Origin of the sequence: Gluconobacter sp. Dm-73 (assembly GCF_018256215.1) — a bacterium.
Taxonomy (GTDB): Bacteria; Pseudomonadota; Alphaproteobacteria; order Acetobacterales; family Acetobacteraceae; genus Gluconobacter; species Gluconobacter cadivus.
In genome coordinates this window covers 191,119-205,812 of sequence record NZ_JAERLW010000005.1, presented here as the reverse complement: position 1 = coordinate 205,812, position 14,694 = coordinate 191,119, and the positions used below count along the sequence as shown (strand labels likewise).

At 61.2% G+C, this 14,694-nt stretch carries 17 protein-coding genes; 7 read left to right on the top strand and 10 right to left on the bottom strand.

The genetic code is table 11. The features are described from left to right. Positions 1–2: 2 nt before the first annotated feature. The 5 genes from JK176_RS07240 to JK176_RS07220 all read right to left on the bottom strand — a co-directional run bounded on the left by JK176_RS07240 (position 3) and on the right by JK176_RS07220 (position 3,147). A complete protein-coding gene (locus JK176_RS07240; protein ID WP_211587245.1) occupies positions 3–383 on the bottom strand; it encodes a hypothetical protein in 381 nt (126 codons plus the stop codon). A 36-nt stretch (positions 384–419) separates the two neighbouring features. After that, positions 420–1,322, bottom strand: a complete 903-nt coding sequence (locus JK176_RS07235; RefSeq protein ID WP_211587244.1) for an EscD/YscD/HrpQ family type III secretion system periplasmic domain-containing protein — start codon at positions 1,320–1,322, stop codon at positions 420–422. A gap of 108 nt (positions 1,323–1,430) precedes the next feature. Further along, positions 1,431–1,619 (bottom strand): hypothetical protein, encoded by a 189-nt coding sequence (locus JK176_RS07230; protein ID WP_141306867.1) that lies wholly within the window; start codon positions 1,617–1,619, stop codon positions 1,431–1,433. Positions 1,620–1,785: 166 nt separating this feature from the next. Further along, on the bottom strand, positions 1,786–2,466 hold the full coding sequence (locus JK176_RS07225; RefSeq protein WP_194268239.1) for a hypothetical protein: 681 nt from the start codon (positions 2,464–2,466) through the stop codon (positions 1,786–1,788). A 261-nt stretch (positions 2,467–2,727) separates the two neighbouring features. Continuing rightward, positions 2,728–3,147 carry a lytic transglycosylase domain-containing protein gene (locus tag JK176_RS07220; protein ID WP_211587243.1) on the bottom strand — a complete coding sequence of 140 codons (420 nt, stop codon included), beginning with the start codon at positions 3,145–3,147 and terminating at the stop codon, positions 2,728–2,730. Between the two features lie 137 nt (positions 3,148–3,284). On the opposite strand from JK176_RS07220, the gene gspG reads away from it, so the two are divergent. After that, positions 3,285–3,728 (top strand): type II secretion system major pseudopilin GspG, encoded by a 444-nt coding sequence (gene gspG, locus JK176_RS07215; protein WP_211587242.1) that lies wholly within the window; start codon positions 3,285–3,287, stop codon positions 3,726–3,728. Here the strand turns inward: gspG and JK176_RS07210 are convergent. The 5 genes from JK176_RS07210 to JK176_RS07190 form a co-directional block, all read right to left on the bottom strand. Next, positions 3,705–4,562, bottom strand: coding sequence for a type II secretion system protein GspK (locus tag JK176_RS07210; protein WP_249194314.1), 858 nt, complete (start codon positions 4,560–4,562; stop codon positions 3,705–3,707). The genes gspG and JK176_RS07210 overlap by 24 nt on opposite strands. 1 nt (position 4,563) lies before the next feature. Continuing rightward, on the bottom strand, positions 4,564–6,873 hold the full coding sequence (gene gspD / locus JK176_RS07205) for a type II secretion system secretin GspD (RefSeq protein WP_211587241.1): 2,310 nt from the start codon (positions 6,871–6,873) through the stop codon (positions 4,564–4,566). Positions 6,874–6,908: 35 nt separating this feature from the next. Further along, positions 6,909–7,538, bottom strand: a complete 630-nt coding sequence (gene gspM, locus JK176_RS07200; protein ID WP_211587240.1) for a type II secretion system protein GspM — start codon at positions 7,536–7,538, stop codon at positions 6,909–6,911. A gap of 5 nt (positions 7,539–7,543) precedes the next feature. Beyond that, a complete protein-coding gene (locus tag JK176_RS07195) occupies positions 7,544–8,524 on the bottom strand; it encodes a PilN domain-containing protein (protein ID WP_211587239.1) in 981 nt (326 codons plus the stop codon). Between the two features lie 194 nt (positions 8,525–8,718). Then, entirely contained in the window at positions 8,719–9,513 is a 795-nt protein-coding gene (locus tag JK176_RS07190; protein ID WP_211587238.1) for an A24 family peptidase, read from the bottom strand. A gap of 85 nt (positions 9,514–9,598) precedes the next feature. On the opposite strand from JK176_RS07190, the gene JK176_RS07185 reads away from it, so the two are divergent. From JK176_RS07185 to JK176_RS07160, 6 genes are read left to right on the top strand one after another with little or no spacing between them, the layout of a single operon-like run. Further along, a complete protein-coding gene (locus tag JK176_RS07185) occupies positions 9,599–11,290 on the top strand; it encodes a GspE/PulE family protein (RefSeq protein WP_211587237.1) in 1,692 nt (563 codons plus the stop codon). Next, on the top strand, positions 11,287–12,537 hold the full coding sequence (locus JK176_RS07180) for a type II secretion system F family protein (RefSeq protein WP_211587236.1): 1,251 nt from the start codon (positions 11,287–11,289) through the stop codon (positions 12,535–12,537). Before JK176_RS07185 ends, JK176_RS07180 begins: the two co-directional genes overlap by 4 nt. Beyond that, positions 12,521–12,988, top strand: a complete 468-nt coding sequence (locus tag JK176_RS07175; protein ID WP_211587235.1) for a Tfp pilus assembly protein FimT/FimU — start codon at positions 12,521–12,523, stop codon at positions 12,986–12,988. The genes JK176_RS07180 and JK176_RS07175 overlap by 17 nt, the downstream gene beginning before the upstream one ends. After that, a complete protein-coding gene (locus tag JK176_RS07170) occupies positions 12,978–13,391 on the top strand; it encodes a prepilin-type N-terminal cleavage/methylation domain-containing protein (RefSeq protein ID WP_211587234.1) in 414 nt (137 codons plus the stop codon). The genes JK176_RS07175 and JK176_RS07170 overlap by 11 nt, the downstream gene beginning before the upstream one ends. Further along, positions 13,388–13,987, top strand: a complete 600-nt coding sequence (locus JK176_RS07165) for a prepilin-type N-terminal cleavage/methylation domain-containing protein (RefSeq protein WP_211587233.1) — start codon at positions 13,388–13,390, stop codon at positions 13,985–13,987. The genes JK176_RS07170 and JK176_RS07165 overlap by 4 nt, the downstream gene beginning before the upstream one ends. Before the next feature lie 45 nt (positions 13,988–14,032). Next, complete coding sequence (locus JK176_RS07160) at positions 14,033–14,545, top strand: hypothetical protein (protein ID WP_211587232.1); 513 nt, start codon at positions 14,033–14,035, stop codon at positions 14,543–14,545. Positions 14,546–14,694 lie beyond the last annotated feature (149 nt).

Sequence of the window (14,694 nt, the reverse complement as noted above, 5' to 3'; positions counted from 1 at the left end):
GCCTAGCCGCCGATCAGACTGTTGGATGCCTTGAGCAACTGCTCCAGAGCCGCAAGCTCATGCCTGAGCGTCTCCACCCCTCCGGGAACGACAGGAGCCGAGCTTGAGCGTGAGGAGGCCTGTTCTTCCAGACGTCGTAGTAGTTCCTGTCTGCGGGATGGCAGAAGAACCGCCGGGTTGCGGAGATGCGGCATGATATGGGCGTACACCGCGCCGATAACGGTGGGTGGGTCGATGGTTTCGGACAGTGCGTTTTCAGGCGCAAGCGTCTGGCGAAGGGCAGCAACTTCAGCGTTCAACAGACTGTCGTCATGCTGAAGCGACAGATCCTGCAGAGCGCGGTCGAGACGAACAGTGCCTTCAGACCAGACTCTCTGAACCATCTGTACTGTCTCCGGCTGATCTACCGGTGAGGCAAATCAGTACTTAAAGTTAATAGGCCGTAAACCTTTGTGCATTATTACGGTATGTTTCCGTATCTCTGAAAGAGACAATCCTGTGACAATTTCAGTGCCAACCCGATAGCGCTGCGAATGCACGACAATATTGGGATTTTTTCCGCTCCAGACGGCCTGAATGGGCACATCAACCGGCGCAGCCTCTGGTGCAACTGAGACGTTCGAAACCCAGACCGCCTGCGTTCCGAAAGACGCATCGAACCATTTTTCGACGTCCCGGAATGTTTTCATCTCCTGAGCCGAGAGGCTTCCATCAATGATGATGACGCCGGAAGATGCACTGACCTTGAGTTCAGGAAGATTGTTTTTCGTTAGTTGCTGCACGACGAGACGACCAAGTTCGGCATCGCTGACCGGCTGCTGAAGTGAGGCTGTTTCCAGATCGGGCGTGCGGGAAGGGGAGACGCTGGCTGTTTTGTGCGCGGGTGTCGCGGAGTGTGACAATGCCTGTATCACGACGAGCATTAGAACTGTTGCCATTCCCCCGACGATCATGAGCGTGGGATTGATTTTTCGTTTTGTATTGGGAATATCTTCGGCTTCGGGGATAAACGTTCCTGGCGAAGCCGCGATGGTGCCATCAGAATTCAGATGAAGCGAGACGGGACCAAGCCGGAGTGTTGCAGGACCTGTGACGGTCGTGCCCTCACCAGGCAGAAGTGCCACCGTATTCACAACGACATCCGGTGCGAGGGCTTGCAGCAGGTAGACACTCTCAGACTGTTGCCTGATCGAAAGATGTTGTGCCGCGATGCCGTCATCGAGCAGCGCCATGCTCGCATCCGGGCCTGAGCCGATAATGACAGGCTCTGTGCCGAACGTCATGACGGCATCGCTGTGCAATCCGTTCTGAACAACCAGCATGATGCATCCCGGCTTGGGAGGACGGATCCTCCAGATGGCAAAAACAGAAAATGGCCCGCACGACGGGGTCTGCCCCCGGCATGCAGGCCATGTCCGACGATGCGGAAATCAGTCCTTCGTAAAGGCGGACTTCGCGTTGCTTTCCATCGTCTGGGCAAAGTCGTTTGCAAATGTCTGGGCGTTGGAGATTTCAGACATCTGTTCCTGCTTCTGCAGGTTCTGGTCTTCCATGGCTTCGGACTCCTGCATGATCTGCTGCATGGTTGAATCGCTGCTGGCAGAGATGGAACCGCTCATTTTGTTCTCCATGACATTGTTAGTGATTAAAAACAGCGCCGTTTTCTCTCAGCGCCATTCGGAAGCTCACATGAACTCCCGAAAACTGTGACGTTCGTAGCGAACGCCTGTACACGCTCTGCATTCTCCCGCCGCCCCGAAGGCGCATCGGCCAGAATGCCGGGCGTCAACCCAGTGCGGACTTCAGTTCGGATGCAGCAGAGTTGCTGTTGAACGTGCCGGACTGAATTTCGCTGGCGAGCATCTTCGCAACATCGGCAAGGTTGTTGTTGCCAGCGTTCGAGGCTTCGCGAGCCAGAGCATTAAGGTTGTTGAACTCATCCGAGCCGGACTTGCCGGACTGCAGGGCGTCCGCAATCGTGTCGACGTTGTTGCTCAGCGCATCGACGCTGTTGCCCTGAAGAGCCTGCTTGATGGCATTGCTGCTGCCGCCCTGGTCGTAGGTACCATCCGACAGGCTGCGACCGATATTGCCCGCAACGGAAGAGTCGAGGCCGTTACCCTGCTGGCTGGCTTCCGACGAAACAGCCTGGGCGTACTGCTGCAGGGTGTTGCCGTTCGTGCCATTCATGTCGACGAGCGTCTTCAGCGTTTTCATGTCGTCGCTGAGATTGCCGGTCAGGGACAGGCCCGTGTTTCCGACGGGTGTGGGCGTCGAAGACCCTGTGTCGGACGAACCCGTGCCCGAGGCGTTGCCGCTGGCTTCCATTTCCTGCAGGAGCTGGATCAGGGCCTGCTCCATTTCCTGTGCCGTTTCCGTGCTCAGGTTCTGGCCGGTCGCTGAAGTGTTGAGGTCGCCCGTGCTCGTCGGGCTAAATGTTGTGTTGTAACTGTCAACCGTGGACATACTGCTCTCCACATCAGGAAATCTGCGATCAGAGAGCAAGGTATGACTTACCCTCTTGCCCGAACTTCCCACCGGCTGCGGTTGCAGTTCTCATGGTCGTTTCGGTCTGAAGAAAGAGATATTTGAGCAGTCTGACCGGAACCTGACGTAAAATCCGCCAACACTCATTTCCGGTTAAAACGCGTCAATATTCACTGAATTGCAATCAAAGGGACAGGACCGGGGCGTCGCGGTTTCCACCCTTGAATGTTGAGGCAGAGATCATTCCTGAGGGTTGTGTCCAGCCGCAAACAGACGTCTGGCCTGTTGGAGAACCCGCTTCTGATAAGCGGAATTCAGCTGGGGCGTATGAGAATGATAGTTTCCCACGGCCTGAAGAAGGTCTCCATGCGTCTCGTTGAGGTAACTTCGCAAAATAAGAGCCGAGGCAGCGATATTGAAGCATCCGTCCGAGACAAGACGCGCAGCCGTCTGTGTAGCGGGCATGCGGGTGATCTGGGAAAGGAGGCCGACCCACTGCGTGTTGATCTGCATCAGCCCCAGATCGTCGGAGCCGTTCGTATTGTGATGCACGAGGCCAATGGCGCCGCGTTCGACTTCCCAGATGGCGGGCAGGACCCGTGGAGGGAGATCGTACCGGATGGCGGCTGCGAGCATGCAGGCCAGAAGAGGAGCGGGCATGGCAGACCTGTCGGGATGCTTTGTCCCGAATGAAGAAATTATGAAGACAGCATTGTGAGCCTCGTCATGCGCTGGGCAGAGAAGGTTCGAGGCTTTAGTACCGTTTGACGAACGGTTAAAAAAGGTACGTCATTAAAATGTCATGTCCCAGACAGGTCTCCTGTGCCGAGTGTCGCGATGATGCCGGTTTTACCCTTCTGGAAATTCTCGTGGTTCTGGCCATTCTGGGCCTGCTGGTCGGGCTTGTGGCGCCGGCTGCACTGCGCCAGCTGGGGGGTGCCCGCCAGTCCGTCGTCAAGCAGTCGATCGCGCGGATCGGTACGGTTCTGGACATGTATAAGCTCGATACGGGCGATTATCCCTCCACGGAGGAAGGTCTGGACGCGCTGGTCCATCGTCCGTCATCGGTGGAGAACTGGAACGGTCCTTACCTGAAGGGCGGCGCTGTTCCTGCCGATCCCTGGAACCATGCGTATGTCTATCACGCCCCATCGGAGCGGGAGGGACATGACTATGACCTCTGTTCTCATGGACCGAACGGCCGGGGCGAGGCCGGGTCAGGAATGATCTGCAATCCCTGAAGGACTGCTGTCTGGCGTCATGGTTTCCAGACGGACCAGACGCCAGGGAATGGGGCGTTCATCAGGAAGCATGATGGCCTCGGCATGACGCCACATCCTGAAAGCGCCGTGGAGGACGATGGCGTCCACGGAGACAAGGACGCCACCAGTTCTTTCGCCGTTCGGATCCGTCTGATCCGCGCCACTTGAAATTCCGGATTTCAGCAGAGCCTGCCGGACGGACGGATCGCCGGTGTGGAGATCGGGCAGCTCCTGCTGGGCAAAAGACAGATGCGGCTCCAGCCCCTCAAGCAGCAAAGGTGTCATACCGGGAACGGCCGAAAGATCATCCAGATCATGAAACGGCAGTCCCTGTGACACACAGGCCGAGGCCCTGTCCGCCACATGAAACCCCTCACTGCGCCACCCGAGAAGTGTGGCTGCCAGAGAGGCGGCCTGATCGGATGGAAAACCCTGCGTCATCAGGAGCGCCGCCATCAGCGGCTGACTGGCAATGTTGGGATTGATCCTGTCCCGTCGGATCTGACTGCGCGTCCTGACCTGAAACTCCGTGGCCTCAGGGCTGGAAGACCATTGGCCCGTCGGGCGCGTGCGCCCCGTGGCGACGGCGTAGAGTTCCGTCGTGATGGCGGCGTCTGCCGTTGTCTGGAGCCGCGCTTTCCAGAGTGCCGTGCTTTCGAGTTTCAGCGACGCCCGGCCCAGCATCAGGGCCTGCGTGCCGATCAGGGCCAGAAAAGCGAGCGTCCAGAGCACCAGCAGCAGCGCAAACCCTGCCTCCCGGCCGCGCAGCGGACCGTTTGGACGGGAAGGGAGCGATGGGGTGCCGCTTGGCATGTCAGTCGTGCAGTCCGACTGCTTTGAGAATGCGGTGCTGCGGATCTGCCGAGCCGGTCGGGGACATTCCGTTCATTTCGCTGGGCAGGAGCGCTGCGTGAAGAAGCTGTTCGCGCAGATCCTCCGTCAGGGCGTAGGCTTCGCTCTGGCTGTGGATGATATGGGGCGTGATGAGGATCAGGAGTTCCGTGCGGTTTCTTGTGTTGGTCTGGTTTGCCCCCAGCATCCCAAGGAGCGGAATGTCTTTCAGCCAAGGCATTCCGCTGTTGTTGCGGTTGGACGTGTCCGAGATCAGCCCGGCCAGTCCGACCGTCTGACCGTCCGCGATGACGACGCGCGACGTAACCTGACGCTGAGAGAAGGTCGGGCTGTTGATGGACCCGCTGCCAGTCGTCGTCGTGCTGGAAGCCACGGAACTGACCTGCTGGGAAATGTCGAGCGTGACCGTCCCGCCATTGCTGACATGGGGAGTGACCTGAAGGATCACGCCCGTGGGCTGATAGTTGATCGAATTCGTAATGGTGGAATTCGACGTCAGAACCCCGGTGGTCGAGCCGGTCAGATACGGCACCATGTCGCCCACCATGAGGGAAGCGGGCTGGTTGTCCACGACCATCAGTTCGGGCGAGGACAGGACGCGTACTTTCGTGACGGCCTGAAGCGCGTTGATGACGAAGGGCGCTCCCCCCTGTCCCGATCCGCCGAGAACGAAACCCGGGAACGAACTGGAGAGCTGCGACGATACCAGATTGGCGCTTCCGAGAGACTGGGACGCATTGCTGAGAATGCCGTTTATTCCGCCCGATTTGAAAAAGAACTGCGTGCCGTAATTGAGCGAGTCATTCAGCGTCACTTCGGCGACCGTGGCATCCACCCGGACCTGAAGAGGCATGATGTCCACCTTGCGGAGCATGGAGGCCACGGTTTCCATCTCGTTGGCTGTGCCATAGACCAGAACGGCATTGTTCTGGGTATCGGGAATGATGCGGATTTCCGCCGTTTCGGAATTATTGCCCGAACTGCCCAGACCCAGGCCTCCGAGCAGGGGATTATTGGAAATTCCGTCCTGTGCGGTCTGCGTCTGGCCGGACTGGCCGTCCGAAGAGGAGCCGTTCTGGCCGGAGCCCGAGAGCTGGTTGCCCTGCTGGGACGTTCCGCCGCTGGAAGATCCGAAGCCCATCCCGCTGCCGAAACTTCCCGAACTCCCGGAACCGGACGAGGAATTCTGGAAACCGGAAGAGGAGGTCTGGGCTTTTGCCGTGGGAACGGCCGTGACATGGCCGGGGGTGAAGGCCTGTTGCAGAACGTAGGCCACGTCGTTCGCCCGGCTGTTCTGGATGTAGAACACATTCCATTTCCGAACGGTTCTGCGACGCTGCGCCTCGATGACGGAAAAGGCACGACGGGCCTGATCCAGAAGGGCGGGGGTTGCGGCAATGACCATCACCGCTTCGATATGTGGCATGGGCACGACCTGCATCCGGCCTGCCAGCGCCTGTTCCTTTTTGCTGCCCAGAGCAGCCTGAAGGGCCTGCGAGACTTCGCTGGCATTGCCGCTGGTTGCGGGGAACAGGGCATAGGACTGTCCGGCCAGCACATCGGAATCAAAGGTCCGGACCAGTTCTTCCAGAGAGGCCCGCGTGGCGGGATCGCCCGAAATCACGACGGCATTTCCCGCAGGGGCCGCAACGATATGGTCCCCGCCCTTGAGGATGGGCTGAAGCGCCTTCACCAGACTTTCAGCCGAAGTGTAGCGCAGCGGAACGATCGTGTTGCCTGCCGTTCCGCCGCCGGTTCCCGCCGTGCTTGCAAGGGTGGTGACGCGGTAAATGCCGTTCTCCTCGACCAGCGCCGCGCCTGCGCCCGCGAGTGCAGTCCGGAAAACGGGCAGAAGCTGGTCCTGACGCAGCGGATGCGGTGTACGCAGGGTGATGGTGCCGTGGACGTTTGAATCAACGAGATAGTTGGCCTGAAGCAGCCGCCCGAGAATCTCGTCCGTAACCGACTGGATATCGGCATCCACGAAATTGAGGGTCAGGGTTCCATTTTCGGAGGCGCCACCGCCCGTCTGGCGAGTGCCGGAGGCCCGGCCATAACTCAGCATGCCGCCCCGAGCGGATTCCATGCTCCCGACCGGACCGTCAATTCGGGGCGTGGCTGTCTGGCCGTACAGATGTTTCGAGATCGGCAGGGGTGTCAGGTGCGGTGGCGTGGACGAACAGCCCGCCAGCAAGGCCAGCGGCGGAAGTGCTGCCGTGAGGAGGAAACGGCGGGACATCCCGGAGATGGCAAAGGACAGGGAAGCAGGCACGTTGTCTCTCAGTCTGTTCTGTCGGCGGAAAGGAATCATGGCCGGGGAGCGGTGGACGCCGCGATGGAACGGGGGTCGCGCAATGCGAGGATGGTGAAGGACGCATCCAGGGCGCGCCCTTCAGCCATTTCGTCAATCGCCTGCGGGTTGCCGGACACGTCGATCCGGAGATCATCGACCAGCAAGCGCGGAGCAGTACTGTGGTCCAGGGCATCCAGAAGACGGACTAGCACGGCATAGGATGTGGTGAGGGAAACCCTCACGCCGAGCCGCTCGAACGCTCCAGCCCGGGAAACGGGGAGTGGTTCCATGCTCGTCGGCAGGGCCTTCCCCTCCAGGGCGGTGTCGTGCACGATCTGCTGGAGGCGGGCAAGGGCTGTTTCCTGTGAGGTTTCACTGATCAGGAGCGTGCTGCCACGGGCCTGAAGCGATGCCGTCCGAGCCCGTTTTTCAAGATCGGGCAGACTGTCCACGAGGATCTGCGTATGGGCGAGGATGTCCTGCTGCTCGGCCAGATCGGCCTGTCCCTCGGCATACTTGTTCAGCAGAAGGGAGGCGGCAGAGGCGACCAGTACAAGTAGGACGACCGTCATGCCGAGGGCGAGGAGACGTCCTTTTCGTCCGTCGGGCAGACCGGACATGGGGGGTGAGGCGGAAGCGGACATCAGGATCAACCCGGAGCGTCAGCATGAAGGGTGAAGAGATCCTGCCGACGGTCTTCGGAGCGTGTGATCGGCCCCGAGAAAGCTGCGTTCGAAAAAGCGGCGCGATGCTCCAGAATGCCGATCAGTTGCGTGGCCTGTGCGGACTGTCCTTCCAGCGAAACATGGCGCTCATGGAGATGCAGTTCCGTCAGGAACGTCTCTTCCGGCAGGGCCTGCGTGAGCGTCTGCAATACGAGGAGGGACGATCCGAGCCGGTGTTCTTCCCGGCGGATGGCGGCTGGTCCCTGTGTGAAACCGGCGATGTCGCGTCGCAATGCTTCGGCCTGCTGTTTTTCTGCGGACAGCGCGGAGAGGGCGTGATCGAGCCGCAGACGCGAGATTTCCTGACGAATGAAGGGGGCTGCGATCAGGGCAAGACCCAGCAGGACGAGCAGGGACGACCGGATCTTTGTGGTCTTTGAGGGCGTGCCGAGTGGCAGGGCGCCCTCCAGACCTTCGCACCGCAGATGCGTCGGGATGACGGCATGCTCTGCCAGTTCCTGCATCGCCGCTTCAAAGGCACGACGGGGTGCCACGAGAAGGCGGAAGCTTACATGACCGTTGCGCAGGGGAAAGGCTTTCCCCGTTGGCGTGACAGTCCAGACGACGTCTTCGGGGCGGAACGGCGTCAGTCTGTCCAGATCGTAGCCGATGGTCTGCACCGCATGGGGGGCGGCTGCGCGGGGCAAAGTGAGTTTACGCGACAGGATGGCACCGGCAGGCAAGACAAGGCAGACCGGCGCGGTACGGACTGAAAGAAGGCTCTTCTTGCGGGAGGCCGGGCGCGGAAGGCGGGACAGGCTGCCGGGCTCGAGGGTTCCGTCCCGCCGGACCGGGAGGCGCACATCCTGCTTCTGGTTCCGCCTCAGGGCGGCAGGCAGGATTTCTGCCATACGGCTCAGCCACCAGCGGAAAACAGCCTCAGGCCCCGGTATCGACAGGATCATGCGTTAAGACAGAACATGGGAAAAGCGGGGAGGGGCCACCTGATGAAACGGTCCACATGAAAGGCAATGAAAAGCTTCGCGAGGCAATATCATTCCACCCCTGCACGATGACAGGGCTGGAATATTATAAATTCATGACAGTTCGAAAACCTCTCTGGCCCGTGCACAAGCGCATCGGGTAAGTCATCGCAGGATCACGAACGACACAGCATGAGACGCGCCAGCCAGATCGCCGCGGCAAGGCACGGGCCAAAGGGAACAAGGATCGTCATGTTGAAGCGCCCCGAGCGCATGGCCGTTGCCAGAGCCAGCACGATACCCAAGGCCGAACCCGCACCGATGACGACAGGCAGCGCGCCCAGCCCGACCCAGGCTCCGCCCATGGCCAGCAGTTTGACGTCCCCACCCCCGAGACCCTGTCTGTGACGGATCATCCGGTATCCGGCGGCAATGAGCGCGAAGATCAGCCACCCAGCCGCACTGCCGAGCGCACGGTCCAGTGCGCCGTCCGTTCCGGCTGTGGCATATCCTTCCACAAGCCCCATCAGAAGCAGCGGCAGCGTCAGCATGTCGGGAAGCCGCAGGCAGGTCAGGTCAATCACGGACAGGGCCAGCAACCCCCAGCCAAGGATGCAGTCTCCTACAAAGGGCAGCGCGTCCCAGTCGGCCAGTTGGAAGGGAAGATCCTGAAAATGACCGGCGATCACGCGGGCCAGAAGGGCCATGGCGGGCACGGTGAGCGCTGCAAGTTCGATCCAGAGATGCTCTGGGGCAATCCGGCTCTTGCAGTGACGGCATCGCCCCTTCTGCGCCACATAGGACAGGATCGGGATCAGGTCGCGGGCAGACAGCGGAACACGGCAGCTTTCACAATGCGAGCGGCCGGAGACCACGGTTTCCCCCCTCGGAATCCGGCGTATGAGCACGCCCAGAAAACTCCCCGCAACCGGGGCCAGAAGGAAGATGGTAACAAGCAGGGAAACGGTCATGGCGGTGGGACACTGGCGGATTTGCAATCGCACGACAAGCTCATGAGAAGCGTCCGTCTGTCTCGCAAGACCGCGGGAGTTTTGCATGGTTTCGGCTGATGCGCGCCTTGAGGCTGCTCTGAGCGAGCGCGGTGTCTGCGAAGGTCGCGCGCTGGAGCGGGCCCGGAACGTCGCGACCGAGACAGGACAGTCTCTGGCGCTTGTTCTGCTCCAGCTCGGTCTGGTCAGCGAGGGCGATCTGGCCGCAACCTATGCGGCCATGCTGGACGTAACGGTTCTGACGCCGGAGGATCTGGCTGCCGTTCAGGAACCGGTCCTGCCTGACGATCTGGGGTCACGGTTCCTACATCAGGCACGGGCCGTTCCGCTGGACCATGCGCAGGGTACGCTGCGTCTGGCCATGGCGGATCCGCTGGATGATTATACTTCGGCCGCTGTTCAGCTTGCTACGGGCTGTGAGGTCCGGCGTGAGGTGGGGCGGCCGTCGGATATTTCAGCGATTTTGAACCGGCTTTATCCTGAGGACGGCGCGGACGGCTCCGAAGGGCAGGGTGCTTTTGATGCGGAAGGGTCTGCCGCGGAAGACGATACGGACCGACTGAAGGACCTCGCCAGCGAGGCGCCGATTATCCGGCTGGTGAACCAGCTGATTTTCCAGGCGGTGGAAACGCGGGCGTCGGATATTCATATCGAACCCTTCGAGGACCGGCTTGTGGTCCGGTATCGTTATGACGGCGTTCTGCATGAGGTGGACAGCCAGAGCCCGCGTCTGGCGGCTGCGATCGTGTCGCGTATCAAGATCATGGCCAAGCTGGACATTGCAGAGCGCCGGTTGCCGCAGGACGGACGCATCAAGCTGGCCGTGCGCGGACATGAGGTGGATTTCCGGGTCTCGACCGTTCCGTCGCTGCATGGGGAGACGGTTGTCCTGCGTGTTCTGGACCGCACGACCGTCAGTTTCGACTACAGCCGGCTGGGCCTTGCGCCCTCCGTCATCGCGGCGTTCCGCAATGCGCTGGAGATGCCCAACGGGATTGTTCTGGTGACGGGGCCGACGGGTTCGGGCAAGACCACGACCCTTTATACGGGGCTGGCCGGGCTCAATGCGACCGAGCGCAATGTCATGACGGTTGAGGACCCGGTGGAGTACCAGCTCTCGGGGATCAACCAGCTTCAGATCAGGCCGGCCATCGGGCTGACATTCGCCAGTCTGCTCCGGGCCATTCTACGTCAGGATCCGGATGTCATCATGGTCGGTGAGATCCGGGATATCGAGACCGTCCAGATCGCCGTTCAGGCGGCTTTGACCGGGCATCTCGTGCTGTCCACGCTGCATACGAATTCGGCGGCTGCGGCGGTGACGCGACTGCGGGACATGGGGCTGGAAGACTATCTCATGACGGCCGTTCTGCGCGGTATTCTGGCGCAGAGGCTTGTGCGGCGGCTGTGTGGACACTGTCGCCGTCCCGAAGCTGTCGATCCGGCGCTGGCGCATCGACTGGGTCTCGATCCGGGGGCGTCGCACACGCTGTGGCATCCGGTGGGCTGTGCGGAGTGTCGTCAGACCGGCTATAGCGGCCGCAGTGCCGTGGCGGAATTCCTTCCGGCATCGCGGGAGATCTCCCGCCTCATCATGGCAGGGGCAGACCATTCCGAGATCGAACAGGCAGCCGTTGCGGCAGGAATGGAAACGCTGTTTCAGGCGGGTCTGAGACTGGCACTTCAGGGAGAGACGTCCCTTGAAGAGGTTTCTCGCATCATCGGGCATGACGGATGAGTGCGGCGTCGGGTCCTTCCGAGACGTGGCACTACAGCGCGGTTGGTCCGGACGGGCGGCTGGTGCATGGCGACATGCTTGCCAGCACGGAACAGCAGGTGATGCAGCGCCTGCAACGGCAGAAACTGATGGTCGTGCAGGTTGCGCCCGCAACGCGGCGGGGCGCAGTGCAGGGCGGCGTGCGGATGCTGCTGGGGCGACGCCATACGCTTCGGCTGCGGCCTGCGGAGGTTGCGGATTTTACCCGCAAACTGGCAACCATGCTGACCGCCGGGCTCGATCTGGACCGTGCTCTCAGGTTTCTGGGGGAAACGGCCGTGGGGCCGCGCAATGGTCGGGTCATCGGGGCGTTGCGGGACCGGGTCAGGGATGGTGAGGCCTTTGCCGAGGCCCTTGAGACCATGCCCTCCGTCTTTCCAAAACTCTATGTGGGCATGGTCCGGGCCGGGGAAGCGGGAGGCGCGCTGGGAGAGGCTCTGCTGCATCTTTCGGAGCTGCTCGAACGGGAGAGAAAGCTGCGGGCGACCATTCAGTCCGCGATGATCTATCCGGCGGTTCTTGTCGTGGCGTCCGTGTTCTCGATCGTGCTTCTGCTGACGCAGGTGTTGCCGCAGTTCGTGCCTCTGTTTGAGGAAAATGGCGCCACCCTGCCGCTGGCAACGCGGATCGTGATTGCGACGGGCAGTTTCCTGACGCATTGGGGGCTGGTGCTGCTGGCCGCTTTCGGAATCGCTGGCGTCAGTATTCACGCAATACTTCGGAAGCCTGAGCGGCGGCTTGTCTTTGACCGTTTTCTGCTGCGGGTTCCGATCCTCGGATCGCTGCTGCTGGAAATCATGGCCGCCCAGTTTACCCGCACGCTCGGTACGCTGATGCAGAACGGTGTCCCCATTGTGGGGGCTCTGAGAATCACGGAAGGGGTGATTGGCAATACGGCGGGCGCGGCGTGTGTGAGCGAGGCCACGCGGGACATGCGCGAGGGGCGGGGGCTGGCCTATTCTCTGGAGCGGACGAAGGTTTTTCCCGAAGCCATGATCCATTTTCTGCGCGTGGGTGAAGAAACGGCACAGCTTTCGGCCATTGCCCTGCGGTCTGCGGATATTCACGAGGATGCAAGCCGCGTCATCATCCAGCGTCTTCTGGCCATTCTCGTCCCGGCCATTACCATCATCATGGGCGTTCTGGTGGCCGGAATTGTTTCCGCGCTGCTTCTGGCGATGCTGAGCCTCAATGATCTTGCCCATTGACGCGCAGGGCCGGGGGGATGCCGGTTTTACCCTTCTGGAAATCATGGTGGTGTTGGCCATCGCCGGAATCCTGCTGGGTGTTGCGCTGGAGCGGGGACCGCTGCGGAGTGAGGCCCTGTCCTTTTCCGTGGCGCGGCGACAGGTTGTGGATCTTCTGCATCAGGCTCAGGATCTGTCTGAAACCCGCGGTGAAACCGTGACGGTTCTGCTGGACAGCGCGGAGGGGACGTTCCTGACGGTTGAGGGGCACACGCTCCGGACGACGCGCATTCACAAGCCTGCGCGGGTGTTTGTTCCGACGCTCTCTGGCGGGATGATGGCGCGGGCGTCTTACCGGTTCATGGCGGATGGGCGCGTGACGGGGGCGCCGCTGATGGTTGTTTTGGGCCATCATGCTGCCCTTGTCAGCTTCAGTGACGTGACGGGACGGATTCAGATCGATGAGCGCTGAACGGCCGGTCCGCACTTTGCGCCAGGATCAGGGCTTCACGCTGCTGGAAGTCATCGTGGCCCTGATGATCGCGGGTTTTGCTCTGGCGGCCATGCTGGGTTCGATCGAAGCGGGACTGGCGGGTGGAGGACGGGCCGATCATGGTCTGCGCCTGCTTTCTGTGGCCCGGTCGCAGTTGGATGGTGCATTGGCCATGCCGTCTTTCCGGCCGGGGTCGCAGACCTATGACGTCCCGCCGCATTATCATTCCAGCGTGGACATCCGACAGATTGCGGCGTCTCCGGCACAGGGGGATAGGGCGCCACTGGGGCTGTTTTCGGTCGAGGTGCGGGTGTGGGAAGACGGCGCGGCGCGGTCTGTATCCCTGTCGGGGAGGGCAGTCGGGGCTGCGCTGCAGGAATGAAGCCAAATTCGGGAGAAGACGGTTTCACGCTGTTGGAAATTCTGGTCGTGACGGTCGTGTTCGGGCTGCTGTCCGTCGCCCTCTGGCAGGGTGTGGGTGTAGGAACGCGGGGCTGGTCGCAGGCGGAACGACGTTATGGAGACGAAGCGACGTTTCAGGGGGCGGAGGATTCTCTGCGCCGTCTGATCGAGCGCGCGGAGACTCCCGATGTCCGGGGAGGCTCCGTTTTTTCCGGTGATGCGGAGCGGCTCGGTTTCGTGTCGTGGCTTCCGGAGCAGGGCGGTTACGGCAGGCAGATTCAGGTGGCGTTTGGCGTGGATGCGGGCAAACGGCTGGTTCTGCGCTGGCGGCGCTTCCGCCGGGCGGACTGCGCCCTGCAACCTGAAGTTCCGCACGAAGAAACGCTGGCCCGCGACGTGGGGCGCGTTGAATTTTCCTATTACGGCGTCGTTGAGGGGCACTATGTCTGGCAGAAAACATGGGAAAGTCGGGTGCTACCCCTGCTGGTCCGCATCCGGATGGAGCGCATCGACGGAAGGGAACTCTGGCCCGCCATTCTGGTGCGCCCGCTGCTCGCCGCTCCGGCGGGAGAGTGAGGAGATGAGGGCGGAAAATGCGGTCCGTTTAGGGAGAGGCGTTCCATGATGATGTTGGCACGACGGTTTCAGGTCGGTCTGTTCGGGAGCCTCCTTCTGATGGGGCAGGCTTCTGCCCAACCGTCAAAGGAATCGCAGAAGGTTGATGTCGATTCCATTCTGGCCCGCCCCCTGTTCGAGCCTGACCGCCAGCCAAAGGGCAGGGGCGCTGTGCAGGCGGGTGAGCCGCAGGTTGTGGGGATTTCCGGCCATCCGGGAGGATGGCGGGCGATCGTCCGGACCGGCGCTTCTGGCAGTCGCGGCAGGGTCGTGGCTGTCGGGGACAAAGTGGGCGACTGGAGCATTGCGGAGATCAGCGCGACCGGGGTGATTCTCAGGCGCGGGCAAAGTGTGCGGCGTCTTGCCCCGGTTTTCGTGAAACATCCTGTTCAGACTGCATCCCAGCCGCAGGGGACAACGACGCCGGTGACGCCACCGGTTGTCCCGTCCACGGCCCCCATTTCGGGGCAGTCAAAGCCGACGTTTCATTTCGATCCGGCGTCAGGAGAGGCTCCGTGACAGTGATGTGTCAAACGATATCGCTTTTCACGAAACCATAACACTTCTTTCAAAGGCTTTCATTTAGTTAACGCACTGTCTCATCCACTGTGTTGGCGTGGGCCGGTAAAGATGGTGTTCGCCCGAACCTCTGGCACCTTGTTCCGGTC